This window comes from Mycolicibacterium llatzerense, assembly GCF_025331195.1.
GTDB classification, from domain to species: Bacteria; Actinomycetota; Actinomycetes; order Mycobacteriales; family Mycobacteriaceae; genus Mycobacterium; species Mycobacterium llatzerense.
The window spans coordinates 242,140-267,662 of the sequence record NZ_LXOV01000017.1 but is presented as its reverse complement, the minus strand read 5'-3'; the positions used below and the strand labels follow the sequence as shown (position 1 = coordinate 267,662).

The following is a 25,523-nucleotide window of genomic DNA, read 5'->3' as shown; positions in this document are numbered from 1 at the left end:
TGTTTAGGATACAGATGTGCAACTGCACCGAAGCGACGTGGTGGCCAAGGCCGCCGAGATCCTGGACAACTACGGGATAGCCGACCTGACCATGCGCAGGCTGGCGCGTGAATTGAGCGTCAGCCCGGGCGCTCTGTACTGGCATTTCTCCGATAAACAGGAGCTACTGGGCGCGGTCGCCGACCGCCTGCTGGCCACCGCGGCTCCCCGCTCGATCAGCGGACCGGCCGGCGGACCGTGGCCGGACCGCGTCGTGGCGTTGTGCTCGGCGTTGCGTGACGCGCTGCTGTCCGCCACCGACGGCGCCGAGCTGGTTTCGGCCAGCTTCTCGGCCGGGCGATCGGCCGAGCTCAGCCGCATCGTGGAGGCGTTGGCCGACGCGTGCCGCGAGTCGGGCCTCACCGCCGACGACGCCAACCTCGCGGCCCGCACCATCATCTACTACGTGCTGGGCTTCACCGCCGACGAGCAGTCCCGCCTGCAGTGGGACGCGGCTGGCGCGACCGTGGCCGACAGCGACTCGGTGTGGTCCGAAAACGCCGGTGGCCGTTTCACTTTCGGCCTGGACCTGCTGGTCGACGGGCTCGCGGCGCACGCCATCAGCCGTCGAACGTGAACACGATGGTGAAAAATCCGAGGATCTTCACCATCTAGTTCACGCTGGGCACTAGATCTGAATCTCTGTGCGCTCGTTGCCATTCCAGAGCCGAAGCCCACTGGCAGCAGCATTGATCTCCGCCGGCGCGCCGCCGATACCGAGTGCCTTGGCAAGCAGGTCCGGCGGGACCCGACGCGCCAGGGTGACGTGCGGGGTCCAATCCCCTGGACGGGTGTGCGGCATGGGCCCCGGCCGCAGATGCGGTGCGCTGAGCCGGCAGACCTCGGCGTGCAGGTCGAGTAGGTCACCGCTGGGCACCACGAGTCGTGCCACGATTCCGGCATTGCGGCCGAACACCAACGTTGTGCCAAGGCGCGCAGGAAAAGGGAACCTCTCGGCAAGACCGGCGAGCGCCGGTAGCACCGCTTCATCGATCTGTTGCGCGACGCACAAGGTGGCGTGTGGACGAGCGGCGGGCGGCTGAGCCGCGATCCCCGCGGCCCGCAGGTCGTCCCAGGCGCGCCGGATCACGGCCTCGGTGTCGAGGTCGAACAGCAGCTCGACCGAGTGCACCACGTCAGCCGACCAGGCTCGAAACCCATTGCGGATCAAAGGCTTCCGCGCTGACGGCGGCGAAGACCTCAGGCGACAACCGGCCCGCGCCGTCGGGCAGCACGGCGCGAACCGAGGCAATCTCGTCGAGCGCACCCCGGTTAGACGCTTCCGCCAGCCCGGGCTCCTGGGGCCAGCTGCCGATCACCAATCCGGCGCACGCAATGCCGTGCGCGGCCAGTGACTCGACCGTCAGGCCGGTGTGGTTGAGGGTGCCCAGGCCCGGCGCGACGACGACCAGGACCGCGGCCCCGAGTTCGACGGCCAGGTCGCGCAAGGTGGTGCCGTCGGCGCCGAGTTGGACGAGCAGTCCCCCGGCACCCTCGACGAGGGTCAGCTGGCGGGGCCGGTCCACGTTCTTGATGAGCGCGATCAGCTCGTCGCGTGAGGGCAACGTCATGCCGGCCAGTTCGGCGGCGGCGACGGGCGCCAACGGTTCGGGATAGCGCCAGCCCGGCACCAGCGAGGTGACCCCGGCCAGGCGTCCCACTTCGGCCAGATCGTCGTCACCGTGACCGGTGGCCGGCGAGATTCCCGTCTGCACCGCCTTGCACACGGCGACGTCCAGACCGGCCTGTCGAGCGGCGCAGGCCAGCGCCGCGGTCGCGATGGTCTTTCCGACGCCGGTGTCGGTACCGGCGACGAGCAGCACGGTCACGACTGCACCAGGGCGAGCACCTCGCCGAGCACCCGGCCCGCCAAGTCCAGCTCGGCGTCGTCGAGTGACGCACGCGCGGTCAGCCGGAGCCGGGAGGTGCCGGCCGGCACGGTCGGGGGCCGGAAGCAGCCGACCCGGACACCACGGTCCAGGCACGCCGAGGCCGCGGCCAGCGCGACCTCGGGGTCACCGAGGATCACCGAGACGACGGCGGAATCCGGGGTGCCGACGGCGCCGCCGAACCGGGCCAGCGTCGCGGCGTGGGTCAGCACGGCCTGTGCCCGCCACGGCTCGGCGATCAGGACCTGAAGTGCCGCGCGGGCCGCGCCGACGGCGGCCGGGGCCAGGCCGGTGTCGAAGATGAAGGTTCGTGCGGCGTCGATGAGGTGGGCCCGCACCGCGGCGGGGCCGAGCACCGCCCCACCCTGGCTGCCGAGCGACTTGGACAGCGTCGTCGTCACCACGATGTCGGGCTCGCCGGCCAATCCGACCTCGTGCACCAGGCCGCGGCCGCCGGTGCCGCGCACGCCGAGTCCGTGGGCCTCGTCGACGATCAGCAACGCGCCGTGCCGGCGACAGACCTCGTGCAGGGCGCGCAGCGGGGCCAAGGCGCCGTCGGTGGAGAACACCGAGTCCGTGATCACGACGGCCCGCTCCTCGGACCGGCTGACCAGCGCGGTCTCCACGGCGCCGACGTCGTTGTGCGGGGACACCACCACCCGCGCCCGCGACAGCCGACAGGCGTCCACCAGCGAGGCATGGCTGTAGGCGTCCGACACGACCAGTGAACCCGGCCCCGACAGGGCTGCAACCGCACCGATGTTGGCGGTGTAGCCCGACGAGAACACCAGCGCCGACTCGGCGCCCATGAAGTCGGCCAGGTCGGCCTCGAAGTCCTCGTGCAGTTCGGTGTTGCCGGTCACCAGGCGCGATCCACCGGAACCCGCGCCCCAGGTGTGCAGCGCCGTGACGCCGCCCTCGATGACGTCCGGATGCTGCGTCAGGCCCAGATAGTCGTTGGATGCCAGGTCCAGTTCGGTGGCCACCGCGGGCCGGACCCGCAGCGACCGGCGCAGGCCCGCGGCGCGGCGCTGGCGTTCGACATCGGCGAGCCAGGCCAGCGGCGAGTGATCGGTCATCGGCGCGCTCCTGACTCCAGTGCCATTGAACGGTGTTCAGGTTAACGCACGGGCAACGGCGACCACAGCAGAGGTGACCTGGTCGATCTCGTCGGGCGTGCAGATGAAGGGCGGCATCACGTACAGCAGCTTGCCGAAGGGCCGCAGCCACACGCCGTGTTCGATCGCGGTGACCGTGGCCAGCGCCATGTTCACGGGTTCGCGCATCTCGACGACGCCGATGGCGCCCAGCACCCGCACGTCGGCGACCGAGGGCAGCTCCGCGGCCGGCGCCAGCCCGCGCCGCAGCCCCTCCGAGATCTCGGCGACCCGGGACCGCCAGTCCTGACCCAGCAGCAGCTCGACAGCCGCCACCGACACCGCGCACGCCAGCGCGTTCGCCATGAACGTCGGCCCGTGCATGAGGGCGCCCGGTTCGCCGGAGCTGATCACCCGTGCGATCTCAGCGGTGCACAGCGTCGCCGCCAGCGTCACGTAACCACCGGTCAGCGCCTTGCCGACGCACATGATGTCGGGGCTGACGCCGGCGTGATCCGCGGCGAACAGCTCACCCGTCCGCCCGAAGCCGGTTGCGATCTCGTCGAAGATCAGCAGCACGTCGTGCCGGGTGCAGATGTCCCGCAGCGCCGTCAGGTAGCGCGGGTCGTGGAACCGCATGCCGCCCGCGCCCTGGACCACCGGCTCGACGATGACGGCCGCCAGCTCGTCGACGTGTGCGGCCAGCTGGGCCTCGAACGCAGCCACGTATTCGGGGTCGTAGTTCGACGGAACCCGCGGCGCGAAGATCTGGGGCATCAGGACATCGGTCCAGATCGAATGCATGCCGCCGTCGGGGTCGCAGACGCTCATCGGGGTGAAGGTGTCGCCGTGGTAGCCGCCGCGCCAGGTCATCAGCTTGTGCCGGCCGGGACGGCCGAGGCTGCGCTGGTACTGCAGGGCCATCTTCGCGGCGACCTCGACGGAGACCGAACCCGAATCCGAGAAGAACACCGTGTCCAAACCGGTCGGGGTGATCTCCACGAGCAGCTGCGCCAGCCGCGCCGCGGGCTCGTGCGTCAGCCCGCCGAACATGACGTGGTTCATCGTGCTCAGCTGCCGGGTGATCGCGGCATCGAGCACCGGATGCCCGTGCCCGTGCACCGCCGTCCACCACGAGCTCATCGCGTCGATGACCTGGACCGGTTCGCCCTCATGGATGAGGGTCAGCATGATGCCGTGCGCCTCGGTAGCAACCACCGCGGGCAACGCCTCGGCGCCGATGGTGCTGTACGGGTGCCAGATGTGGGCGGTGTCGATCGCCGAGATTTCGGCAGGGTTCAGCGCTGGCACGATGACCGAGCCTAATCGCCCGCCCAGCACGTCGGAACCGGCCTACTCAGCGAGCGGGCGACTCGCCGCTACATGAACGCGGCTTGGATCTTGGGTAGATTGACAGCCGACCATGACGACTCTTGCAGCACCGCGGCCGGCGTCGCAGCCCGGGTCGGGCAACGCCGTGCACGTCACCGACAGCGGTGCGGACTCCGCTGCGGGCAACGCGCCGAGCGGGTTCTACCGCCACGACCTGGACGGCCTGCGCGGCATCGCCATCGCCATGGTCGCGGCCTTTCACGTCTGGTTCGGCCGGGTTTCCGGCGGCGTCGACGTCTTCCTGGCCCTGTCGGGCTTCTTCTTCGGCGGCAAACTCCTACGGATCGCGCTGACACCGCACGCGCCACTGTCCCCCGGTCCGCAGCTGCGCCGGCTGGTCCGTCGCCTGCTGCCCGCCTTGATCGTCGTACTGGCCGCGGGCGCCGTGCTGACCATCGCGATCCAGCCGGAAACCCGCTGGGAGACGTACGCCGACCAGAGCCTGGCCAGCCTCGGCTACTACCAGAACTGGGAGCTGGCCGAGACCGCGTCGAACTACCTGAGGGCCGGCGAATCCGTCAGCCCACTGCAGCACCTCTGGTCGATGTCGGTGCAGGGCCAGTTCTACGTCGCGTTCCTGGCCCTGATCTTCGGCTTCGCGTATCTGTTCCGGCACCGGCTCGGCGACCGACTACGGCCCGCGTTCATCGCGCTACTCAGCGTGTTGACCGTCGCGTCGTTCGTCTACGCGATCGTCGCCCACCAGGCCGACCAGGTCAGCGCCTACTACGACAGCTTCGCCCGCGGCTGGGAACTGCTGCTGGGCGCCCTCGTGGGGGCGCTGGTGCCGTCCGTCCGATGGCCGATGTGGCTGCGCAATGTGGTGTCGGTGGTCGCGCTGGCCGCGATCTTGTCTTGTGGCGCCCTGATCGACGGCGTGCGGGAATTCCCCGGGCCGTGGGCGCTGGTGCCGGTCGGCGCAACCATGCTGTTCATCCTCAGCGCCGCGAACCGCACCGACCGGCTGCCCGTGCCGAACCGGCTCCTGGCCACCGCCCCGTTCGTGTCCCTGGGCGCCATGGCGTACTCGCTGTATCTGTGGCACTGGCCCCTGCTGATCTTCTGGCTGGCCTACAGCGGCCACAGCCGGGCACATCTCGTCGACGGCGCCGCCGTGCTGCTGGTCTCCGGGCTGCTGGCCTGGCTCACCACCCGCTATGTGGAGAACCCGCTGCGCCGGCCGGCACGTACGCCTGACGTCCCACTCGGAACCCGGTTGCGCCGCCCCACCGCGCTGTTGGGGACGGTCGTCGCCCTCATGGGTGTGACGCTGACCGCCACGGCATTCACCTGGCGCTCGCACATGAACACCGAACGGGCCAACGGCAAGGAACTCGCCACGCTGTCCCCCGTCGACTACCCGGGTGCACGTTCGCTGCTGCACCACGCGAAGGTGCCGAAACTGCCGTTCCGCCCGACGGTCCTCGAAGCCAAGGACGATGTGCCGGCCACGACGGCCGACAGCTGTATCGCCGACTTCGACGACCTGTCGATCCGCAACTGCTCGTACGGCGACATCGCCGCTGCGCGCACCGTGGCGCTGGCCGGCGGCTCGCACGCCGAACACTGGATCACCGCGCTCGACATCCTCGGCAAGCGGTACCACTTCAAGGTCGTCACCTATCTGAAGATGGGTTGCCCGCTGTCGACCGAGCCCAACCCGCTGGTGATGGGCGACAACCGGCCGTACCCGAAGTGCTACGAGTGGAACGAACTGGTCATGCCGAAGCTGGTGACCGACCGCCCGAGCTTCGTCTTCACCACCTCCACGCGCCCCTGGAACATCAAGCCCGGCGACGTCATGCCCGGCACCTACATCGGCATCTGGCAGCGACTGTCCGATGCGAACATCCCGATACTCGCCATGCGCGACACCCCTTGGCTGGTCAAGGACGGTAAGCCGTTCTTCCCGGCCGACTGCCTTGCCAGCGGCGGTAATTCAACGTCCTGCGGTATCGCGCGCTCCGAGGTACTGTCCGAGCACAACCCGACCCTCGATTTCGTCGCGCAGTTCCCATTGTTGAAGCCGCTCGACATGAGTGACGCGGTGTGCCGTTCTGACATCTGCCGCGCTGTGGAGGGAAATGTCTTGCTGTATCACGACTCTCATCACCTGTCCGCCACCTACATGCGCACCATGACCGCCGAACTCGGCCGCCAGGTCGGGGCTGCCACCGGCTGGTGGTGAGCTGCCTTCATGGTTGTCGGCGTTTGGCCGGGTAGCGCCTATCCCCTCGGTGCCACGTACGACGGGTCCGGCACCAATTTCTCGCTGTTCTCCGAAGTCGCCGAGCGCGTCGAGCTGTGCCTGATCGCCAAGGACGGCAGCGAGGAACGCGTCAACCTCGACGAGGTCGACAGCTACGTGTGGCACTGCTATCTGCCGGCCGTCACGCCCGGGCAGCGGTACGGATTCCGGGTGTACGGACCGTGGGATCCAGCCAACGGACATCGCTGCGATCCCAGCAAGTTGCTGCTCGATCCCTACGGCAAGTCGTTCCACGGCGACTTCGACTTCACGCAGGCGCTGTACTCCTACGACATGTCGGCACCGTCGGCCACCGGCGAGCCGCCCGGCATTGATTCGTTGGGGCACACCATGACCAGCGTGGTCATCAACCCATTCTTCAACTGGGACAACGACCGCGTGCTGCGGACGCCCTATCACGAGACGGTGATCTACGAAGCGCACGTCAAGGGCATGACCCAGACCCACCCGGCGATCCCCGAGGAACTGCGCGGCACATACGCCGGGCTCGCGCATCCGGCGATCATCGAGCATCTGCAGTCGCTCGGCGTCACCGCCATCGAGCTCATGCCGGTGCACCAGTTCCTGCACGACCACCGGCTACTGGACCTGGGCCTGCGAAACTACTGGGGCTACAACACGTTCGGCTTCTTCGCGCCGCACTACCAGTACTCGTGGAACCAGCACGCCGGCAGCGCGGTCGCCGAGTTCAAGACCATGGTGAAGGCGTTCCACGAAGCCGGTATCGAAGTCATCCTCGACGTGGTCTACAACCACACCGCCGAAGGCAATCACCTCGGCCCGACGCTGAACTTCCGCGGCATCGACAACGCCGCGTACTACCGGCTCGATGATGACGACCTGTCGCTCTACAAGGATTTCACCGGTACCGGCAACAGCCTCAACGCCCGCCATCCCCACACGCTGCAGCTGATCATGGATTCACTGCGGTACTGGGTACTCGAGATGCACGTCGACGGCTTCCGCTTCGACCTCGCCTCGACCCTGGCGCGCGAGTTCTATGACGTGGACCGGCTCTCGGCGTTTTTCGATCTGGTGCAACAGGATCCGGTGATCAGCCAGGTGAAGCTGATCGCCGAGCCGTGGGACGTCGGCGAGGGTGGCTACCAGGTCGGCAACTTCCCGGGTTTGTGGACCGAATGGAACGGGAAGTACCGCGACACCGTGCGCGACTACTGGCGCGGTGAGCCCGCGACCCTGGGCGAGTTCGCCTCTCGGCTGACGGGCTCGTCGGACCTGTATGAAGCGACCGGCCGGCGCCCGAGCGCGAGCATCAACTTCGTCACCTGCCACGACGGCTTCACGTTGACCGACCTGGTGTCCTACAACGAGAAGCACAACGATGCCAACGGTGAGGAGAACCGGGACGGCGAGAGCCACAACCGCTCCTGGAACTGCGGCGTCGAAGGCCCGACCGACGATCCCGAGATCATCGCGCTGCGGGAGCGGCAGCGCCGCAACATCTTCGCGACCCTGATGCTGTCGCAGGGCACCCCGATGATCAGCCACGGCGACGAGATCGGCCGCACCCAGCAGGGCAACAACAACGTCTACTGCCAGGACAACACCCTGTCGTGGATGGACTGGACCATGCGCGAAACCAATTCGGCGCTCCTGGAATTCACCCGCACCGTGGTGCGGCTGCGCCGGGAACATCCGGTGTTCCGGCGCCGCCGGTTCCTGGCCGGACAACCGGTTCGGAGCAGCGGGCAGGTTCGCGACATCGCCTGGCTGACACCGGCCGGGGACGAGATGACGCTCGAGGACTGGGATTCCGGTTTCGGCAAGAGCATCTCGGTGTTCCTCAACGGCGACGCGATCCCCGAGCCCAACGCGCGCGGTGAACGGGTCACCGACGACTCGTTCCTGCTGTGTTTCAACGCCCATGACGAAGGTCTGGATTTCGTGATTCCCGACCAGGGCTACGGCGAGAAATGGGCGGCGGCCCTGGACACCGCGGACCCGCACGGGCGCACCGAACTGGTGGCCGGCGCAGGTGAGACGATCTCGCTGCAGGCCCGCTCGCTGCTGGTGTTGCGTAAGACGGCGTGACCGAGATGGCAGCAGCGCCGGTCTTGCCCGTTGTTTCCACGTACCGGCTGCAAATGCGCGGCAACGGAATGACCTTCGACGACGCGCTGGCACTGCTGCCCTATCTCGACGATCTCGGCGTCTCGCACCTCTACCTGTCGCCGGTGTTGACCGCTGTCACCGGGTCCACGCACGGCTACGACGTCACCGACCCGACGGCGATCTCCGCGGAACTCGGTGGGCACGAGGGCTTCTCCCGGCTGTCCGCCGCGGCCCGAGCGCGCGGCATGGGACTGATCGTGGACATCGTGCCGAACCACGTCGGCGTCGAACGGCCCGAGCAGAATCCGTGGTGGTGGGACGTCCTGACCCACGGCCGTGAGTCGCGGTTCAGCCGCTTCTTCGACATCGACTGGGACTTGGACCCAGACGGGCGAATCGTGTTGCCGGTACTGGGTTCTGACGCCGACGCCGATGCCCTGACCGTCGACGGTGAGGTGCTGCGTCTGGGTGACCGGGTCTGGCCGATCCGGCCAGGGACCGGTGCGGGCACCGCGGCCGAGGTCCACGCCCGGCAGGCATACCGATTGGTGGGGTGGCGTTCAGGGTCGTGCGGGTACCGGCGGTTCTTCTCCATCACCTCGCTGGCGGCGGTGCGTCAAGAGGACCCCGACGTGTTCGACGCCAGTCACGCCGAGATCGGGCGCTGGTTCCGTGAGGGCCTGGTGGACGGTTTGCGGGTCGATCACATCGACGGATTGACCGATCCCGCAGGCTATCTCGCCCAGCTGCGGAAGCTGACCGGGCCCGACGCCTGGATCGTCGCCGAGAAGATCCTGGCCGCCGACGAGCCGCTCGAACCCAGCCTGCCCATCGCGGGCACCACCGGCTACGACGTGCTACGCGAAATCGGTGGGCTGTTCGTCGACCCGGACGGTGTCGAGCCGCTGACGGAGCTGGCGCACGAGACCCGGTGCGACACCCGGGAATTGAAGGCCAAGGCCGCCCGTGGGACCCTGCCCAGCGAGCTTGCCCGGCTGAGCCGCGCGATCATGCGCACCACCGAAACCGATGACCCCGCCCTGCCGGAAGCCATCGCCCAACTGCTCAGCCGGGTTGGCGGGTATCGCACCGACTACCCGGTGTTGGCCCCGGTGCTGGCCGAAGCCATCAGCGAAACCATCAGCGCGGCACCGGAACTGACATCCGCGGTGGAACTGATTGCCACAGCACTCGACCAGCCCGAACCCGCTGCCCGGTTGCAGCAGTTATGCGGCGCGGTGACGGCCAAAGCAGTCGAGGACACACTGTTCTACCGCGACGCTCGCCTGGTATCGCTGAATGAGGTCGGTGGCACCCCCGAGCGATTCGGCATGAGCACGGACGAATTTCACCAGCGCGCCGCAGCGCGTGCACGGGACTGGCCCGCCACCATGGTGACCCTGTCCACACACGACACCAAGCGCAGCGAGGATGTCCGGGCCCGCATCACGGCGCTGTCCCAGTGCGCCGACCTATGGGCAGGGCGCGTGCGGCGCTGGAACACGGTGTGCGTACCGCCCGACGAGGGCACCGGATTGTTCCTGTGGCAGAACATCATCGGCGTGTGGCCGGTATCCGGTGAAATCGACGACACCGTCCGCGAGCGGCTGCACGCCTACACAGAGAAGGCGGTCCGGGAAGCCGAGCTGCACACCGACTGGGAGCAGCCGGACCGCGAATTCGAACGGGCCGTGCGTGACTGGATCGACGCGCTGCTCGACGGGCCGGTCGCCAATGAGGTGACGGCGTTGGTCGGGCAGCTCGACGAGGCCGCGCGTTGCGATGCCGTAGCGCAGAAGCTGCTGGCCCTCACCGTGCCAGGTGTCCCCGACGTCTACCAGGGCACCGAGCTGTTCGACGACAGCTTGGTGGACCCCGACAATCGGCGTCCGGTGGATTTCGCGCTCCGCCAAACCGAGCTCGATTCCTTGAGCCACCCCAAGATTCGGGTCGTCGCGGGTGCGTTGCGGTCGCGCCGGGAGCGGCCCGCCACGTACCTGTCGGGCGACTACACGCCCGTCGTCGCCGACGGACCCGCCGCCGACCACGTCATCGCGTTCCGGCGCGGCGCCGACGTGCTGGTGGTCGTACCCCGGTGGACGCTGAAGCTCGACGAATCCGCTTGCGCCGACACCACTATCCAGCTGCCCGACGGCGACTGGACCGACCGCCTGACCGGTCGGACCTGGTCCGGCACCGTGACCGCTGACGTGCTGTTCGCCGAACTGCCCGGCGTGCTCCTGGAGAAGGCCCGTGCCTGATCACGAGTTCTCTGTGTGGGCACCCACCCCTGACATCGTCGCGCTCGAGGTCGACGGGGCCAGATACCCGATGAGCCGCTCCGATGACGGGTGGTGGCGCGTCACCGTGGACGTACCCGCCGACGCGCGATACGGCTTCGTCTTGGATGACGCCCCACCACTACCCGACCCTCGTTCGCCGCGGCAACCCGATGGCGTGCACGAACTTTCACAGCTGTGGCCCGCCGAGTCCGCGGCGCCCTGGGCCGGCCGGGCCATCGACGGCGCAGTGATCTACGAGCTGCACGTCGGCACGTTCACCGGCGCCGGTACGTTCGACGCCGCCATCGAGCGGCTGGACCACCTGGTGGCACTCGGCGTCGACTTCGTCGAACTGATGCCCGTCAACGCGTTCGGCGGCAATCACGGCTGGGGCTACGACGGCGTGCTGTGGTACGCGGTGCACGAATCCTACGGCGGCCCTTCGGGTCTGGTGCGTTTCGTCGACGCCTGCCACCGGCGGGGCCTGGGCGTGCTGCTCGACGCGGTGTTCAATCACCTTGGCCCGTCGGGGAATTACCTGCCCAAGTTCGGGCCGTACCTGACAGCAGGTCGGACCCCGTGGGGCGAGGCGATCAACATCGCCGGTGCCGACTCCGACCCGGTGCGCCGCTACATCATCGATTGCGCGTTGCGCTGGATGCGCGATTTCGGCATCGACGGGCTGCGATTGGACGCGGTGCACGCGCTGGTCGACACCACGGCGGTGCATCTACTGGAAGAGCTGGCCACCGAAACCGACGCACTGGCTCAAGAATTGGGCCGGCCACTGTCACTGATCGCCGAAAGCGACCTCAATGACCCGCGCCTGATCACTCCGCGGGACCGCGGCGGGTACGGCCTCGCCGGGCAGTGGGACGACGACATCCACCACGCCATCCACACTGCGGTCTCCGGGGAACGGCAGGGCTACTACGCCGATTTCGGGTCCGTGCAGACGCTGGCCACCACCCTGACCCACGGCTTCTTCCATGCCGGCACCTACTCGTCGTTCCGGCACCGCCGCCATGGCCGCCCGCTGGACATCGCGCAGATTCCGGCCACCCGACTGCTGGCGTACACGTGCACGCACGATCAGGTGGGCAACCGGGCGATCGGCGACCGCCCCTCGCAGAATCTCGATTTCGGGCAACTCGCGGTCAAGGCCGCATTGGTCCTCGGATCGCCGTATACGGCAATGCTTTTCATGGGTGAAGAGTGGGGCGCATCGACGCCGTTCCAGTTCTTCAGTTCGCATCCCGAACCCGAACTGGCCCGCGCGACGGCCGAGGGACGCAAGGCCGAGTTCGCCGATCACGGCTGGGCCGCCGATGACATCCCCGATCCGCAGGACCCCGCGACGTTCCAGCGCTCCAAACTCGATTGGGACGAGGCCGGCACCGGCGAGCACGCCCGGCTACTGCAGCTGTACCGCGACCTGATCGCGTTGCGGCGCACCGAACCCGACTTCGCCAACCAGTGGCTCGACCAACTGCGCATCGAGTTCGACGAGACCGACCGCTGGATCGTCATGCACCGTGGGGCGTTCGCCGTGGCATGCAACCTCGGCGAGCAGCCCGTCGCAGTTCCCGTCACCGGCGAGCTGGTGCTGTCGTCCGCCGAGCCGAAGGTCGGTGAATCGACTCTGCTGCAGGGACATTCGTTCGCCATCCTCCGCCGAGATGACGGTTAGTGACGAAACATCGCCGAATCCCGTCATAAAGCGTCATCTCGGCGAGGAGGTGGCTAGGTCAGGTAGCGGTACGCCGGAGACCCCGGCTCCAACGGCTCGACGTGGATGCCCGAATCGTGCATCCGCTCCAGCAGCCCGTCGAAGTTGGCCGCCGAACCGAGTTCGATGCCGACCAGCGCCGCGCCGGTCTCCCGGTTGTTGCGCTTGACGTATTCGAACAGGGTGATGTCGTCGTTGGGTCCGAGCACCTCGTCGAGGAACCGCCGCAGGGCGCCGGGCTCCTGCGGGAAATCCACCAGGAAATAGTGCTTGAGACCCAGGTGCACCAGCGACCGCTCGAGCACCTCGCCGTAGCGCGAAACGTCGTTGTTGCCACCGGAGATCAGGCACACGACCGTCGAACCGGGCTCGACGCCGTTCTCCATCAACGCCGCCACCGACAGCGCGCCCGCGGGCTCGGCGATGATGCCCTCGTTCTGGTACAGGTCGAGCATCGCGGTGCACACCGCGCCCTCGTCGACCGTCGTCACCGACACCATGTCCCCGGCGGCGGCCAGCGCCGCATAGGTCAGCGCGCCGGCTTGCGCCACCGCGGCGCCGTCGACGAACTGGTCGACATGCTCCAGCGTCACCGGCTCGCCCTTGGCCAGTGCCGCGATCATCGAGGCCGCTCCCGCAGGCTCGGCCCCGAGCACGGCGGTCGCCTTTGTGTGGGCGGTCAGGTAGGTGGTGATGCCGCTGATGCAGCCGCCGCCGCCGACCGGCACGATCACCAGATCGGGCTCGCCGTCCAGCTGGTCGAGGATCTCGACCGCGATGGTGCCCTGACCGGCCATGGTGCGCAGGTCGTCGTACGGCGGGACCAGAGTGGCCCCGGTGCGTGCGACGTCCTCGAGCGCCGCCGCGGCGGCCAGGTCATAGGTGGCGCCCCCGACGATCAGCTCGATGAAGTCCCCGCCGTGGTAACGGATGCGGTCCCGCTTCTGCTTGGGCGTCTTGGCCGGGACGTACACCCGGCCGTGCACGCCCATCGAACGGCAGGCCAGCGCGAAACCCTGGGCGTGGTTGCCCGCCGACGAGCACACGACGCCGGCGGCCTTCTCCTCGTCAGAGAGCTGCATCAGCAGGTTGTAGGCGCCGCGCAACTTGTAGGACCGCACCGCCTGCAGGTCCTCACGCTTCAGATAGACCTGGGCGCCGGTCAGCGCCGACAGCCGATCGCTGAATTGCAACGGGGTCCGGGTGACCACCGAGGAAATTCGCCGGGCAGCCGCATCGATGTCAGCCGCGGTAAGCGGCGACGACCTGTGGGTTCCCTGGCTCAGCTCGGCAGACACCGTCTAATGGTGTCATCTCGGTGCGAAACTGAGCGCATGGACCCCACCCCAGAACCGGTGCCGCCGGCGGTCAGGACGTTCGTCGAGCGCACCCACCGCCTGACGCACAGTGCCGAAAGCCACGTGCCGTCGTGGCTGCGGCCCGGTGCGCCGGAGAACCGACTGCCGGTGATCTTCGCCGTCCTCGGTGCGGTGGCGCTGCAGTGGGCCGTCCCCGAGCAGTACACCGTGGTGCCCCGGTGGCCGCTGATCGGCCTGGAGCTCCTGCTCGTGGTCGTGCTGATGATCATCAACCCGCTGCGAATGTCCCGGGAGACCACCGTCGGCAAGTGGGCGATGCGGGCGCTGACCGCGGCCATCACCGCCGACAACACGACCTCGGCGATCGTGCTCGACATCCACATCCTGTCCGGCCAGGTGTCGAACAATGCCGGGTTGTTGTTGGGCAGTGGCGCGGCGATCTTCATCACCAATGTCATCGTGTTCGGCATCTGGTTCTGGGAGCTGGACCGCGGTGGGCCGTTCGCCCGGCGGGCCGGTGACGACCCGTACCCGGACTTCCAGTTCCCGCAGATGAGCGATCCGCAGAACGCCGAACCCGGTTGGCGCCCAACGTTCGTCGACTACCTGTACGTGAGCTACACCAACGTCGTGGCGTTCTCCCCCACCGACACCATGCCGCTCACCCGGTGGGCCAAGATGATGATGACGCTGCAGTCGATGGTGTCGATCTCGACGACGGCACTCGTCATCGCCCGCGCCGTCAACGTGCTGAAGTAGGCCCCGCGCACGCGAGGAGCACGGAGGGTTCAGCTGCAATCGCGGTGCGGTTCCAGCAGTTCGGCCTGCCCCACCTCGGGGCGAGTCGTCGGCAGCCAGCGCCGCGTGGACTGCAGCGATCGCTCGATGAGCTCCGCCGAGCGGGAGAAGTCGACCGGCGACACCCGTACCGGACACAGCGGCGGCACGACATGCAGCTCGACCGATCCTTCGAACCGCTCGACGTCGGTGGCCAACCGCCGATTGATCGCCAGCGTGAAGGCGTGCATGGCCATGGCCAGGGCGGCCCTCGGTGGTTGCGGCATGGCGCACGAGTAGCCCGTCGGCAGCACCCACACCTCGGTCGCGCCGAGTTCCACCGCATACGACAGCGGTGTGTTGTTCACCACGCCGCCGTCGACCAGATCGCGTCCGCCGATCCGGACCGGTGGCAGGACGGCGGGGATGGCGGCGCTGGCCACGATCGCGTCGATGGCGTCGCCCGACGACAGCAGGACGTCCTGCCCGGACAGGACATCGGTTGCCACCACGTGCAGCGGCGTCGGTGCGTCCTGCAGCCGCCGGAAGCGAAGGTGCTGCTGCAGCAGACTGCGGATCCCGCTGTCGGATACCAAGTGCGGCCGACGCCCCAGAAACCCGAGCAGCCCCATGCTCGGGCTGGTCGGGAACACTTTGCGGCGCGAGAGGGTCCGCCACAGATCGGCCAGCGCCAGGGCGCCGTCGTGGTCGGACCGCCCGGCGATCCACCCGCCGTTGAGCGCGCCGACCGAGGTGCCGACGATCAGATCCGGTGTGATGCCCGCCTCGGCCAGACCCAGCAGCATGCCCACCTGGATGGACCCCAGGCTGCCGCCGCCGGACAGCACGAACGCCGTCGTCATGCCGACACAGTACGCACATCGAGGCGTTCTGCCGAGACGATTCCGGACACCTGAAATGAGCGCCCGACGCCATCAGGGAATTGCTCGCCGCACGCGATCATCCGCTAGAGTGAACAGCGCCAGGCCGCAGTAACCCCGGGCCCCAAATTTCGCCGCCACGAGCGGCCTACCGCCGAGAGGCGTTCTGCGGTCTGGCTTTAACTTCTCGGACGTGGTCCGCCGACATCGTCGGCCACCGCGTCAATCCAGCGAATTGCTGCGCCACAGCGCGGCTGCGGCATGCAGCTCGTTGGCGATGCGCGTGAACGTCACAGCGCGGTCGGTCAGCTCCGCGGCGCGCTCCGGCGCGGTCGTCGTCGCGTCGTCGGCCAGGCTCGTGCAGCCGGCCGCACTCACCCGGCAGTACGCCGCCGCCCGTTCCAGCGCGACGGCGAAGTCGCCCTCGAACACGCCGCGCAGGATGCGATCGGCGAGCTCCCGGATCTCCGTCGGCCCCACAGGTGTCTCGGCACCGGCAACCACGGGGTCGATCGAGTGCAGCACCTCCGTGCCGCGGCCGAACATCAGGCTGGCCGAGTACGGGTCGTCGCGGATCGACAACCGCAGCAGGTAGACCCGCCACAACGCGCCGGGCAGACTTCGCGCGCCGGCACCCGCCCACAACTCGGCGATGGTCTCGATGCCGTGTTCGTCGGTGTAGGCCACCAGCCGCGACACCACGTCGGGATCGGGGTAGCTGCGAACCCGTTCCAGCAGCGCAGCCGCCGTCTCATGGGCGATGCGACTCTCCTGGACGGGGTCCTCGACGTCGTGGAACGCCTCGAAGCCGCGGCCCAGGAACTTGGTCGGCTTGTGGATCCGCCGACGGTCGTCAGTCATGCATCAGTTCTTTCCCGTCGCTGCGCGCGCCGTCAGCGCCAACCGTCGGCGTCTTTCGCGGCCTGCAACAGCACCTCACACAGCTCTTTCAATTCAGTGGGGCCGGCGCCTTCGGCAACAGCCGTCGCGACGTCCTCGGCCGCACACCGTACCTGATAAACGCGGTCCGAGAGGGCCGCTGCTTCCTCTGCACTGAGCACCACCGAGTCCTCGGCCAGCGAAGTTCCCTTGACCATGGCCCGCTGCTCATAGGCACGCTGTCGGCACGACTGGCGGCAGTACTGGCGACGACGACCCATGCCCGCGTCGGCCACCTCACGGCCACACCACCGGCAAGGTTGGGCCTTCGAGCGCTTCATGTCCGCCTCACGATCGTGACTGTATCGGGAGACGGTCCGAACCCCGGTATCATGGACAACTGAGTCGGGAACTTCACGGCGCTGGCCTGCGTTGATTCCCTGTCGCTATACCAAGGGAGTGATTGACGATGGCTGATCGTGTCCTGAGAGGCAGTCGCCTCGGAGCTGTGAGCTACGAGACCGACCGTAACCATGACCTGGCGCCGCGGCAGGTGGCCCGTTACCGCACCGACAACGGCGAGGAATTCGAAGTTCCGTTCGCCGACGACGCGGAAATCCCCGGCACCTGGGCGTGCAAGAACGGCATGGAAGGCACCCTGCTCGAGGGTGACGTGCCCGAGCCCAAGAAGGTCAAGCCGCCGCGTACCCACTGGGACATGCTGCTCGAGCGTCGTTCCGTCGAGGAGCTCGAAGAGCTGCTCAAGGAGCGGCTGGAGCTCATCAAGACCCGCCGCCGCGGCTAACTGCGCAGACGAAAAAGCCCCGCCTCGCGGCGGGGCTTTTTCGTGCTTGGTGGGCGACTAGCGGACGATGCCGCGGGCCCGGTCCAACCGGCCGCGGATGCCCCACTTGGCCACCTGCGACATGGCCTCGCGGATGTTCGAGCCGCTCATCTTCGACACACCCAGCTCGCGCTCGGTGAACGTGATGGGCACCTCGACGACGGTGAAGCCCGCGTTGATGGCACGCCAGGTCAGGTCGATCTGGAAGCAGTAGCCCTTCGAATCGACGTCGTCGAGGCCGATCTTCTCCAGCACGTCGTGCCGGTAGGCGCGGTAGCCGGCGGTGATGTCGTGAATCTTGACGCCCAGCAGTACGCGGGCATAGGTGTTCGCCGTGCGCGACAGGACGAGCCGGCGACGGGGCCAGTTGCGGATGGCACCGCCGGGCACGTACCGCGAACCGATCGACAGGTCGGCACCGGCGTCGACGGCGTCCAGCAGCCGGTACAGCTCCTCGGGCGCATGGCTGCCGTCGGCGTCCATCTCGACCAGGACGCTGTAGCCGCGCCCCAGGCCCCAGGCGAACCCGGCGAGGTACGCGGCACCCAGACCACCCTTGCCGGCCCGGTGCATGACGTGCAGGCGGTCCGGATCGGCCAGCGCCAGCTCATCGGCCAGCTGGCCGGTGCCGTCGGGGCTGTCGTCGTCGACGACCAGCACGTGGACGTCCGGACGGGCGGCGTGCACCCGGCCCACGATCAAGGGCAGATTCTCGCGCTCGTTGTAGGTCGGAATGATGACCAGCGTGCGCTGACTCGGACGATCTTCGCCCATGGTCAGTTCCCCTGTTCGTTGTCGGCGTCGGTGTCGGTATCAATCGCGGCGTCTTTGCCGGCCTGATGTTCCGCCGCCGCCTGGCGGCGGCGGACGAGCTTCCTATTGTGCAGCATGCCCGCCAGAAGAGCCGCAACGCCGACCCCCACAAGCACACCGTTGATGACCGGTCCCCACCGCGTGGCGAAGGTCAGATCGGTCTTCAAGCGCACCTGCCGGTCCAGATAGGCGGGCTGGAAGAACTCCGTCCGCTCCAGGACTTGGCCGTTCGGCGCGACCACCGCGCTGATCCCCGTGGTGCCCGCGACGATCACGTACCGGTCGTGTTCGACGGCCCGCAGCCGGGCGAACGCCAGCTGCTGCACGCTCATCGGCTCGTCGAACGTCGCGTTGTTGGCAGGGACCGCCAGCAGCTGCGCGCCGTTGAGCACCGACTGCCGGGCAGCGCGGTCGAAGATGACCTCCCAGCACGTCGTCACGCCGATCGGCACCCCGGCGGCGGTGACGACGCCGCTGCCGTTGCCCGGCACGAAGTAGCCGGCCCGATCGGCGTACGGCGACAGCAGCCGGAAAAAACTGCGCCAGGGCAGGTATTCGCCGAACGGCTGCACGATGGCCTTGTCGTGGCGCTCCCCCGGCCCGTCGGTCCCGTTCCACACGATCACCGAGTTGGTGGTCACCGGGTGCTCCGGCGTGTATTCCGGCGCCGCCAGCACGGTGCCCACCAGGATCGGCGCGTGGATGGCGGACGACGCCGCCGAGATCAGTTCCGCGGCGTCGGCATTGACCAGCGGATCGATGTCCGACGAGTTCTCCGGCCAGATGACCACCGTCGGCTGCGGTGCGCGGCCGGCACGGACGTCTTCGGCCAGTTCTTTGGTCTCGTGCACGTGGTTGTCGAGCACCGCGCGGCGCTGGGCGTTGAAGTCCAGGCCGAGGCGCGGCACGTTGCCCTGAATGGCGGCGACGTTGATCGCGGGGTCGTCGCCCGCACCAGCTCCGGCCTTGCGGACGTGCGGCCAGGCCAGCACGGTGAGCAGCAGGACGACGGCGATGCAGATGCCGGGGATGAACACCGCCGGCGGGGCCGCGGCACCCGTGCGGTGGTCATGCCGCCAGTGCCTGACCGCCTCGAGCACGATGGCTGTCGCGCTGAAACCGATCAGCGCCACCGCGAACGACACCAACGGCGCACCGCCGACCTGGGCGAGCGGCAGCAGTGGGCTGCCGGTCTGGCTGAAGGCCACGACGCCCCATGGGAATCCGCCGAACGGCACGGTCGACTTGAGCCATTCGGCCGACACCCAGAGCGCGGCGAACCACAGGGGCCAGCCCGGCAGGCGCCGCACCAGGACCGCGGTCAGCCCGAACACACCGGTGAAGAACGCCTCCAGAGCGGCGAGCATCAGCCACGGGATCGGCCCGACGAAATTGCTGATCCACGGCAGCAACAACACGTAGAACACCAGACCGGCCAGCATGCCGTAGCCGAAACCGCCTGCGGGCGTTGTGCGTTCGTCGACCAGCGCCCAGGCCAGCAGCGCCAGCGCGGGGAACGACAGGTACCAGAGATCGAAGGGCGGGAAGCTCGCGCACAAGAGCAGGCCGGCCACGACGGCCACGGCCAACCGCATCAACCGGGGCTCGAAGAACCGGCGCACGCCGGCGACGATCCGCGCGGCCCGGCCGGGACCCTGCGGCTGTTCGGGCTCTTCCGGCGTGGGCGACTCCGCCTCGTCCTGGACGTCGTCGTCCAGGGTTTCCTCCACGCTCTCCTGGCCCTCAGCCATGGATCTGCTCGCCGTGGTGGACGGTCTGCAAGCAGGTCGGCAGATCGTCTTCAGGGCCCAGCGGAGGTAGCGCGGGTACCCGCGACCGCGGATCGGTGGACCAGCGCTGCACAGCGTCGGCCGGCGCGGTGACGTCCAGGGCGTCGGCGCCGCCGGGCACCTGCCACACCGCGTACGACGCGACGGCCCCCGGCACCAGCGTCCCGGTCATGCCGTCACGGACACCGCCGGCCCGCCAGGCGCCGCGGGTGGCGGCGAGGAACGCCGACCGCGCCGAGATGGCGCTACCGGACGTCCGGTGGCTGATGGCGGCGCGCACCGATTCCCACGGATTGATGCTGGTGACGGGACTGTCCGAACCGAAGGCGAGGGGCACGCCTTGCGATGCTAACAGCGCAAACGGGTTCAAACCCTGTGCTCGATCGACACCGAGACGTTGGGCGTACATGCCGTCGGCGCCGCCCCACAGCGCGTCGAAATTCGGCTGCATGCTGGCGACCACGCCCCACGATCCCAGCCTGCGCGCTTGTTCGGCGTCCACCATCTCGAGGTGCTCCAGCCGGTGCCCGCAGCGCGCCACCGCGGGTGCCCCGAAAGCCGCCACGGTCCGGTCCAGGGCTTCCACGACGGCAGCGACCGCGGCGTCGCCGATGGCGTGGAAGCCGGCGGTGATACCGGCCTCGGTGCAGGCCAGCAGGTGTGCGGCGACGGCGTCGGTGTCCAGGTAGGTGTTGCCACAGCAGGCGGGCGCGTCGGCGTAGGGCTGCTGCAGCCAGGCGGTCCGTGAGCCGAGCGCGCCGTCGATGAAGAGGTCGCCGGCCAGGCCGTGGGCTCCGGTCCGGTCCATCAGGTCGCGGGCGGCTGCGGCGGTGTCGACCGCCTCACCCCAGTAGCCGACGATGTCGACGCCGTGTTCGGTGGCACGCAGATCGGCCCAATCGTCGAGGCCGCCGATCTCAGGGCCCGCGCACTCATGCACCGCGACGATGCCGTTGCGCGCGGCCAGGTCGAGCGCGGCGCGTTGGGCGCCGCGGCGCTGCGTGGCGCTGAGCAGGTTGCGGGCCGCGGCCCGCACGCGGTGGTGCGCGTCCGCGGTCAGCGGGCCCTGCTCGGAGAAACCCGCGCTGTCGGTGAGCCCGGGTACCAGCTGCCGCAGGCCGGTCGTCGCGACGGCCGAGTGCACGTCGACCCGGGCCAGGTACGCGGGACGCCCGCCGAGCACTCCGTCGAGGTCGGCGGTGGTCGGGATGGCGCGCTCGGGCCAGCCCGATTCGTCCCAGCCGTGGCCCCAGATGACGCCGTCCGGCTGCTGCGCGGCGTGCTCGGCCAGCAGGGTAAGCAGATGCGGCAGCGACGTCGCGGTGCGCAGGTCCAGGCCGGCCACGGTGAGTCCGGTGGCGGTCAGGTGCACGTGGCTGTCGACGAACGCCGGGGCCACGAACGCACCTTCGAGGTCGACGACGGTGGCATCCGGATGCAGCGCCCGCCCGACGTCATCGGAACCGAGCCAGGCCACCGCTCCGTCGCGGATTGCGATCGCGGTGGCGTCGGGCGCAGCCGGGCTATGAATACGACCGCCGAGCAGCAGCGTCGTCGCAAAGGTCGTCACGAAGGTGAGACGTTAGTCCGTTCAGCCGGCCTGCCGGTGCACAGCGACCGGTGAGCTGTCGATGACGTCGATCACTTCCCCGTCGATGTACTCGCCGCGACCGCGGTAGCGCTCATCGTGATTGATGTAGATCACCTGCGTCGGGAAGTCCATCGGGGTCAGCCGCCGGCCGAACAGAGCGGTTACCGCCGGCCGCGCCGCGCGCCGGGTGAACGGCACCAGCATGAGCGCGCCGAGCACCGAGCTGGCCAGCCCGGGGACGACAACCAGCACCGTGCCGAGGGCCACCAAGACACTGTCCGTGGCCAGCGTCGGATCGGTGGATCGAGCGCTCAGCGCCTCGGACAACCTGCTGAAATGCCGGGTGATCTGGGTGCCTGCGATGGCCAGACCAGCGGCAAAGGTGGCCAACAGCGCCAGTAGTGTCCAAGCCACACCGATGGTCGAGGCCAGGACTGCCAGCACCGCGACCTCGACGAGCGCGTAAACCAGAAAAAGTCGCATCGCCATGCACTGGACAACGCCGAAACGCCGGAATTGGTTCCTAGGAGCCGGGGATCGGCTCCACCTCGATGGCCGCGTGCACCTTGTCGACACCGCCTCGGATGATGGCCTGCGGGATCCACCACCAGGCATGCCACCAGTAGCGCCTGGTCACCATGTCGAATACCCGCTTGGTCTCGGACTTCGGCAGATTGCGCGCGATGGCCTCGACCGGTTCGCCCTTGACCTTGCCCAGCGCACCGCACTTCTGGATGGTGACCCGCGGGGTGTTCTTGATCCGTTTGGTCTTCCACGAGCCATCATCTGTGCTGATCAGCAGCTTGCCGTCGTGCGGCACACCCCAGACCGGAGTCGGCTTGGGTCGGCCGTCCTTGGTGAACGTCGTCAGCAGCAGGTACTTCTCGCGGTACACGTCTTCGAACGTCGGCGCCATGGCTCTAGAAGACCACGGTTTCGTTATCGTGTCGCAGGATGCGGTCCTGGCAGTGCCACAGCACCGCCCGGGACAGCACGGCTCGTTCCACGTCGGCGCCGAGCCGCACGAGCTCTTCGACGCTGTCGTTGTGGTCGACCCGCACCACGTCCTGCTCGATGATCGGGCCTTCGTCCAGGTCCTCGGTGACATAGTGCGCCGTGGCGCCGATCAGCTTCACGCCGCGCTCCTTCGCCCGCCGGTACGGCGTGGCACCGACGAACGCCGGCAGGAACGAATGGTGGATGTTGATCAGCGGACACCCGATGGCGTCGAGGAACCCCGGCGTGATGATCTGCATGTACCGGGCCAGCACCACCAGATCGACGTTGCCCTTGAGCAGCTCCAGCTGACGCTGTTCGGCCTGTTCCCGGATGTCCCGAGTGGCCGGGATGTGCACGAACGGCACCCCGAACGCCCGGACCTGCTCGGCCAGGTCGGCGTGGTTGGAGATCACCATCACCACGGTCATGTCGAGTTCGCCGCGGCGGTTGCGCCACAGCAGGTCGAGCAGACAGTGGTCGGCAGTCGAGGCCATGATGGCCACACGCTTGGGTTTGGACGCATCGGTGAACCGGTAGTCCATGTCGAATTCTTCTGCCACCGCGGCGAATTCGCGCTCCAGGTCAGGTTGGGCGGCAGCGAGCCCGGGCAGGTGGAAGACGGTGCGTTGCAGGAAGACACCGTCTTCGGGAGCCGTCGAATGCTGGTCCAGCGAGATGATGTTGGCGCCCGAGCGGGTCAGGAACGTCGACACCGCGGCGATCACGCCGCGGCGGTCCGGACAGTTCAGCAGCAGCCGGCCGATGTCCTTGTGGCGCGGCAACTTTGGCGCGCCGGCAGGGAATTGACTCACTATGCGGCCCGCAGCTCCAGCGCGACGTTGTTCTCCATACCGCCGCGCAGCTTGGAGAAGAAGTTGAAGGCCTTGCCGATCAACCCGTAGCGCGTGCCGATGCCGTCGTAGACGGCGCCGACCTGCGACTGGTCCAGGATCGCCGCCTTGGCCTCGACGGCCTCGCTCTTGGGGTTGCCGCGCATGTCGCACTTGGCGACAGTGACGCGCGGGGTGTTCCGGATTCGCTTGACTTTCCACGCTTTGGCCTCGGAGATGACCAGCAGCCGGTCACCGTCCGGGACCGCCCAGACGGCGGTGGGCTTGGGCCGGCCGTCCTTGGTGAAGGTGGTCAGCAGGACGTAGTTCGCGGTGGCGACGTCGGCGAAGGTGAGGGCCATGGCCATCAGGTTAGTGCTTGGGCGACGAGCGTGAGCGCTGTGTACGCCCGCCAAAGCAGATGCGTGCACAGCCCTCGGAAGCGCTACGTCTTCTCGTGCGGCAGGTGCGGCGCCGTGGGGATCGGTGGCTGTGGAATCACCGGGTAGTCGCCGGTGTATCCGACACGCGTGGCCGCGATCGCCAGGACCTTGCCCCGCACCGCATACCAGCCGCCGGTCAGCAACGGGACCAGCAAGATGATGGCGATCAGATTCCAGTAGTTCTCGTAGCACATCAGCGCGGTGACGGCGACGAGGAACACCAGCGTCGCATAGCCGGTGTACGGCGTACCGGGCAACCGGAAGCTGGGCCGCTGCAGGATGCCCTTGGCTTCCCAGCGGTACAACTGAATCTGGCAGGCGACGATCATGCCCCAGGTGAAGATGATGCCCAGCGCCGACAGGTCGAGGGCGATGTTGAAGGCATCCTCGGGTACGAACAGGTTGAGGATGACGCCCAGCAGGGTGAGCGCGGCAGTCAGCGCGATTCCGCCGAATGGCACGCCGTTGCGGTTCATCTTCGCGGTGAACCCAGGGCCGCTGCCATTCATCGCCATCGAGCGCAGCACGCGGCCGGTCGAGTACAAGCCTGCGTTGAGGCTGGACATCGCGGCGGTGAGCACCACCATGTTCATGATGCCACCGGCCGCGGGAACGCCGATCTTGGAAAAGAATGTCACGAAAGGACTTTCGCCCTTGTGGTACGCCGTGTAGGGCAGCAGCAGCGCCAACACCACCAACGAGCCGACATAGAAGATTCCGATACGCGCGACCACGGAGTTGATCGCCCGCGGCATCACCTTGGCGGGCTCTGCGGTCTCCCCGGCGGCGATGCCGACGAGTTCGACTGCGGCGTAAGCGAAGATGACGCCGGAGGTGACGATCACCAGCGAGAACAGACCGGCCGGGAAGAGTCCGCCGTTGTCGGCGAGCACACCGAATCCGGTTGCCTGGCCTTCGATTTCGAAGCGTCCGCCGAGGAACACGATGCCGACCACCAGGAACGTGACCAGCGCGGCGACCTTGATGATCGAGGCCCAGAATTCCATCTCACCGAAGAGCTTCACCGAGATCATGTTCATGGTCACGACGATCCCCAGCGCGATGAGCGCGATCAACCATTGCGGTATCGCCTTGAACATGCCCCAGTAGTGCACATACAGCGCAACAGCCGTGACATCGACGATCGCGGTGGCCGCCCAGTTGAAGAAGTAGAGCCAACCGGTGACGAAAGCCGTTTTCTCACCGAAGAATTCGCGCGCGTATGACACGAATGAGCCAGAGGAGGGTCGGTGTAGCACGAGTTCACCGAGGGCCCGCAAGATGAAGAAGACGAAAACGCCGCAGAAGGCATACACCAGGAACAGGCCCGGGCCGGCCGAGTGCAGGCGACTGCCCGCGCCCATGAACAAACCGGTGCCGATGGCGCCGCCGATGGCGATCATCTGGATCTGACGCGGCTTGAGGGCCTTGTGATATCCCTCGTCTTCGTGCGCAAGCGCTGAATTGTCGTAACTCGTTGATTCAGTGGTCATTCGGTTCCCGTCGGCATCGGATGGACCCAGTTGCCATGGGGCCACATCGATGTCGTCCGCACGAGAGGTCGGCCCGATACTGCTCTCAGACTCC

General features: G+C 68.0%; 23 protein-coding genes. 7 read left to right on the top strand and 16 right to left on the bottom strand.

The window, feature by feature from the left end; translation table 11 throughout:
* The first annotated feature begins 16 nt into the window (after window positions 1-16).
* A complete protein-coding gene (locus tag A7G45_RS28890) occupies window positions 17-616 on the top strand; it encodes a TetR/AcrR family transcriptional regulator C-terminal domain-containing protein (RefSeq protein ID WP_260942011.1) in 600 nt (199 codons plus the stop codon).
* Between the two features lie 51 nt (window positions 617-667).
* On the opposite strand, the gene A7G45_RS28885 is transcribed toward A7G45_RS28890, so the two are convergent.
* The 4 genes from A7G45_RS28885 to A7G45_RS28870 are packed head-to-tail and all read right to left on the bottom strand — an operon-like array spanning window position 668 to window position 4,336.
* On the bottom strand, window positions 668-1,174 hold the full coding sequence (locus tag A7G45_RS28885; RefSeq protein WP_260942009.1) for a 2'-5' RNA ligase family protein: 507 nt from the start codon (window positions 1,172-1,174) through the stop codon (window positions 668-670).
* Window position 1,175: 1 nt separating this feature from the next.
* Complete coding sequence (gene bioD / locus A7G45_RS28880) at window positions 1,176-1,868, bottom strand: dethiobiotin synthase (protein WP_260942008.1); 693 nt, start codon at window positions 1,866-1,868, stop codon at window positions 1,176-1,178.
* Window positions 1,865-3,007 carry an 8-amino-7-oxononanoate synthase gene (locus A7G45_RS28875; RefSeq protein WP_260942006.1) on the bottom strand — a complete coding sequence of 381 codons (1,143 nt, stop codon included), beginning with the start codon at window positions 3,005-3,007 and terminating at the stop codon, window positions 1,865-1,867. The genes bioD and A7G45_RS28875 overlap by 4 nt, the downstream gene beginning before the upstream one ends.
* A 36-nt stretch (window positions 3,008-3,043) precedes the next feature.
* Window positions 3,044-4,336: an adenosylmethionine--8-amino-7-oxononanoate transaminase gene (locus tag A7G45_RS28870; protein WP_260942003.1), complete on the bottom strand. Its 1,293-nt coding sequence runs from the start codon at window positions 4,334-4,336 to the stop codon at window positions 3,044-3,046.
* Between the two features lie 112 nt (window positions 4,337-4,448).
* Between A7G45_RS28870 and A7G45_RS28865 the strand changes: the two genes are divergently transcribed.
* From A7G45_RS28865 to treZ, 4 genes are read left to right on the top strand one after another with little or no spacing between them, the layout of a single operon-like run.
* Window positions 4,449-6,605: an acetyltransferase SucT gene (locus A7G45_RS28865; protein WP_260942001.1), complete on the top strand. Its 2,157-nt coding sequence runs from the start codon at window positions 4,449-4,451 to the stop codon at window positions 6,603-6,605.
* 9 nt (window positions 6,606-6,614) lie between these two features.
* Window positions 6,615-8,738 (top strand): glycogen debranching protein GlgX, encoded by a 2,124-nt coding sequence (glgX, locus tag A7G45_RS28860; protein ID WP_260941999.1) that lies wholly within the window; start codon window positions 6,615-6,617, stop codon window positions 8,736-8,738.
* Window positions 8,739-8,743: 5 nt separating this feature from the next.
* A complete protein-coding gene (gene treY / locus A7G45_RS28855) occupies window positions 8,744-11,020 on the top strand; it encodes a malto-oligosyltrehalose synthase (protein WP_260942232.1) in 2,277 nt (758 codons plus the stop codon).
* Window positions 11,013-12,731 (top strand): malto-oligosyltrehalose trehalohydrolase, encoded by a 1,719-nt coding sequence (treZ, locus tag A7G45_RS28850; protein WP_260941998.1) that lies wholly within the window; start codon window positions 11,013-11,015, stop codon window positions 12,729-12,731. Before treY ends, treZ begins: the two co-directional genes overlap by 8 nt.
* Window positions 12,732-12,784: 53 nt before the next feature.
* Here the strand turns inward: treZ and ilvA are convergent, their stop codons facing one another.
* Window positions 12,785-14,068 carry a threonine ammonia-lyase IlvA gene (ilvA, locus tag A7G45_RS28845; protein ID WP_260941997.1) on the bottom strand — a complete coding sequence of 428 codons (1,284 nt, stop codon included), beginning with the start codon at window positions 14,066-14,068 and terminating at the stop codon, window positions 12,785-12,787.
* A 36-nt stretch (window positions 14,069-14,104) separates the two neighbouring features.
* Between ilvA and A7G45_RS28840 the strand changes: the two genes are divergently transcribed.
* Entirely contained in the window at window positions 14,105-14,848 is a 744-nt protein-coding gene (locus tag A7G45_RS28840; RefSeq protein ID WP_260941995.1) for a hypothetical protein, read from the top strand.
* 29 nt (window positions 14,849-14,877) lie between these two features.
* Here the strand turns inward: A7G45_RS28840 and A7G45_RS28835 are convergent, their stop codons facing one another.
* From A7G45_RS28835 to A7G45_RS28825, 3 genes are all read right to left on the bottom strand, one after another.
* The gene (locus tag A7G45_RS28835) at window positions 14,878-15,729 is read right to left on the bottom strand and encodes a patatin-like phospholipase family protein (protein ID WP_260941993.1); all 852 of its coding nucleotides are present in this window, start codon (window positions 15,727-15,729) and stop codon (window positions 14,878-14,880) included.
* A 240-nt stretch (window positions 15,730-15,969) separates the two neighbouring features.
* On the bottom strand, window positions 15,970-16,608 hold the full coding sequence (locus A7G45_RS28830; RefSeq protein ID WP_260941991.1) for a DNA-directed RNA polymerase subunit beta: 639 nt from the start codon (window positions 16,606-16,608) through the stop codon (window positions 15,970-15,972).
* Window positions 16,609-16,640: 32 nt separating this feature from the next.
* Window positions 16,641-16,967, bottom strand: coding sequence for a hypothetical protein (locus A7G45_RS28825; protein ID WP_043986050.1), 327 nt, complete (start codon window positions 16,965-16,967; stop codon window positions 16,641-16,643).
* Between the two features lie 128 nt (window positions 16,968-17,095).
* On the opposite strand from A7G45_RS28825, the gene A7G45_RS28820 reads away from it, so the two are divergent.
* A complete protein-coding gene (locus tag A7G45_RS28820; protein WP_043400890.1) occupies window positions 17,096-17,431 on the top strand; it encodes an RNA polymerase-binding protein RbpA in 336 nt (111 codons plus the stop codon).
* Window positions 17,432-17,488: 57 nt separating this feature from the next.
* On the opposite strand, the gene A7G45_RS28815 is transcribed toward A7G45_RS28820, so the two are convergent.
* The 8 genes from A7G45_RS28815 to A7G45_RS28780 all read right to left on the bottom strand — a co-directional run bounded on the left by A7G45_RS28815 (window position 17,489) and on the right by A7G45_RS28780 (window position 25,429).
* Window positions 17,489-18,244, bottom strand: coding sequence for a polyprenol monophosphomannose synthase (locus A7G45_RS28815; RefSeq protein ID WP_043986051.1), 756 nt, complete (start codon window positions 18,242-18,244; stop codon window positions 17,489-17,491).
* A 2-nt stretch (window positions 18,245-18,246) separates the two neighbouring features.
* Complete coding sequence (gene lnt, locus A7G45_RS28810; protein ID WP_260941986.1) at window positions 18,247-20,034, bottom strand: apolipoprotein N-acyltransferase; 1,788 nt, start codon at window positions 20,032-20,034, stop codon at window positions 18,247-18,249.
* A complete protein-coding gene (locus tag A7G45_RS28805) occupies window positions 20,027-21,643 on the bottom strand; it encodes an amidohydrolase (RefSeq protein ID WP_260941983.1) in 1,617 nt (538 codons plus the stop codon). Before A7G45_RS28805 ends, lnt begins: the two co-directional genes overlap by 8 nt.
* Window positions 21,644-21,664: 21 nt before the next feature.
* A complete protein-coding gene (locus A7G45_RS28800; RefSeq protein WP_260941982.1) occupies window positions 21,665-22,153 on the bottom strand; it encodes an FxsA family protein in 489 nt (162 codons plus the stop codon).
* 34 nt (window positions 22,154-22,187) lie between these two features.
* Window positions 22,188-22,580 (bottom strand): PPOX class F420-dependent oxidoreductase, encoded by a 393-nt coding sequence (locus A7G45_RS28795; RefSeq protein WP_260941980.1) that lies wholly within the window; start codon window positions 22,578-22,580, stop codon window positions 22,188-22,190.
* A 4-nt stretch (window positions 22,581-22,584) separates the two neighbouring features.
* Window positions 22,585-23,478 (bottom strand): formyltetrahydrofolate deformylase, encoded by an 894-nt coding sequence (gene purU, locus A7G45_RS28790; RefSeq protein WP_260942230.1) that lies wholly within the window; start codon window positions 23,476-23,478, stop codon window positions 22,585-22,587.
* Complete coding sequence (locus A7G45_RS28785; protein ID WP_260941977.1) at window positions 23,475-23,855, bottom strand: PPOX class F420-dependent oxidoreductase; 381 nt, start codon at window positions 23,853-23,855, stop codon at window positions 23,475-23,477. The genes purU and A7G45_RS28785 overlap by 4 nt, the downstream gene beginning before the upstream one ends.
* Before the next feature lie 83 nt (window positions 23,856-23,938).
* Window positions 23,939-25,429 carry an amino acid permease gene (locus tag A7G45_RS28780; RefSeq protein ID WP_260941975.1) on the bottom strand — a complete coding sequence of 497 codons (1,491 nt, stop codon included), beginning with the start codon at window positions 25,427-25,429 and terminating at the stop codon, window positions 23,939-23,941.
* Between the last annotated feature and the right edge of the window lie 94 nt (window positions 25,430-25,523).

What these genes read in the sequence shown, in the direction of transcription:
- A7G45_RS28830 (WP_260941991.1), bottom strand. Translation starts at nt 16,608, where the DNA reads ATGACTGACGACCGTCGGCGGATCCACAAGCCGACCAAGTTCCTGGGC.
- A7G45_RS28840 (WP_260941995.1), top strand. Translation starts at nt 14,105, where the DNA reads ATGGACCCCACCCCAGAACCGGTGCCGCCGGCGGTCAGGACGTTCGTC.
- glgX (WP_260941999.1), top strand. Translation starts at nt 6,615, where the DNA reads ATGGTTGTCGGCGTTTGGCCGGGTAGCGCCTATCCCCTCGGTGCCACG.
- A7G45_RS28865 (WP_260942001.1), top strand. Translation starts at nt 4,449, where the DNA reads ATGACGACTCTTGCAGCACCGCGGCCGGCGTCGCAGCCCGGGTCGGGC.
- A7G45_RS28875 (WP_260942006.1), bottom strand. Translation starts at nt 3,007, where the DNA reads ATGACCGATCACTCGCCGCTGGCCTGGCTCGCCGATGTCGAACGCCAG.
- A7G45_RS28785 (WP_260941977.1), bottom strand. Translation starts at nt 23,855, where the DNA reads ATGGCCCTCACCTTCGCCGACGTCGCCACCGCGAACTACGTCCTGCTG.
- A7G45_RS28815 (WP_043986051.1), bottom strand. Translation starts at nt 18,244, where the DNA reads ATGGGCGAAGATCGTCCGAGTCAGCGCACGCTGGTCATCATTCCGACC.
- A7G45_RS28780 (WP_260941975.1), bottom strand. Translation starts at nt 25,429, where the DNA reads ATGACCACTGAATCAACGAGTTACGACAATTCAGCGCTTGCGCACGAA.
- A7G45_RS28825 (WP_043986050.1), bottom strand. Translation starts at nt 16,967, where the DNA reads ATGAAGCGCTCGAAGGCCCAACCTTGCCGGTGGTGTGGCCGTGAGGTG.
- A7G45_RS28795 (WP_260941980.1), bottom strand. Translation starts at nt 22,580, where the DNA reads ATGGCGCCGACGTTCGAAGACGTGTACCGCGAGAAGTACCTGCTGCTG.
- lnt (WP_260941986.1), bottom strand. Translation starts at nt 20,034, where the DNA reads ATGGCTGAGGGCCAGGAGAGCGTGGAGGAAACCCTGGACGACGACGTC.
- A7G45_RS28835 (WP_260941993.1), bottom strand. Translation starts at nt 15,729, where the DNA reads ATGACGACGGCGTTCGTGCTGTCCGGCGGCGGCAGCCTGGGGTCCATC.
- A7G45_RS28820 (WP_043400890.1), top strand. Translation starts at nt 17,096, where the DNA reads ATGGCTGATCGTGTCCTGAGAGGCAGTCGCCTCGGAGCTGTGAGCTAC.
- A7G45_RS28800 (WP_260941982.1), bottom strand. Translation starts at nt 22,153, where the DNA reads ATGGCGATGCGACTTTTTCTGGTTTACGCGCTCGTCGAGGTCGCGGTG.
- treY (WP_260942232.1), top strand. Translation starts at nt 8,744, where the DNA reads ATGGCAGCAGCGCCGGTCTTGCCCGTTGTTTCCACGTACCGGCTGCAA.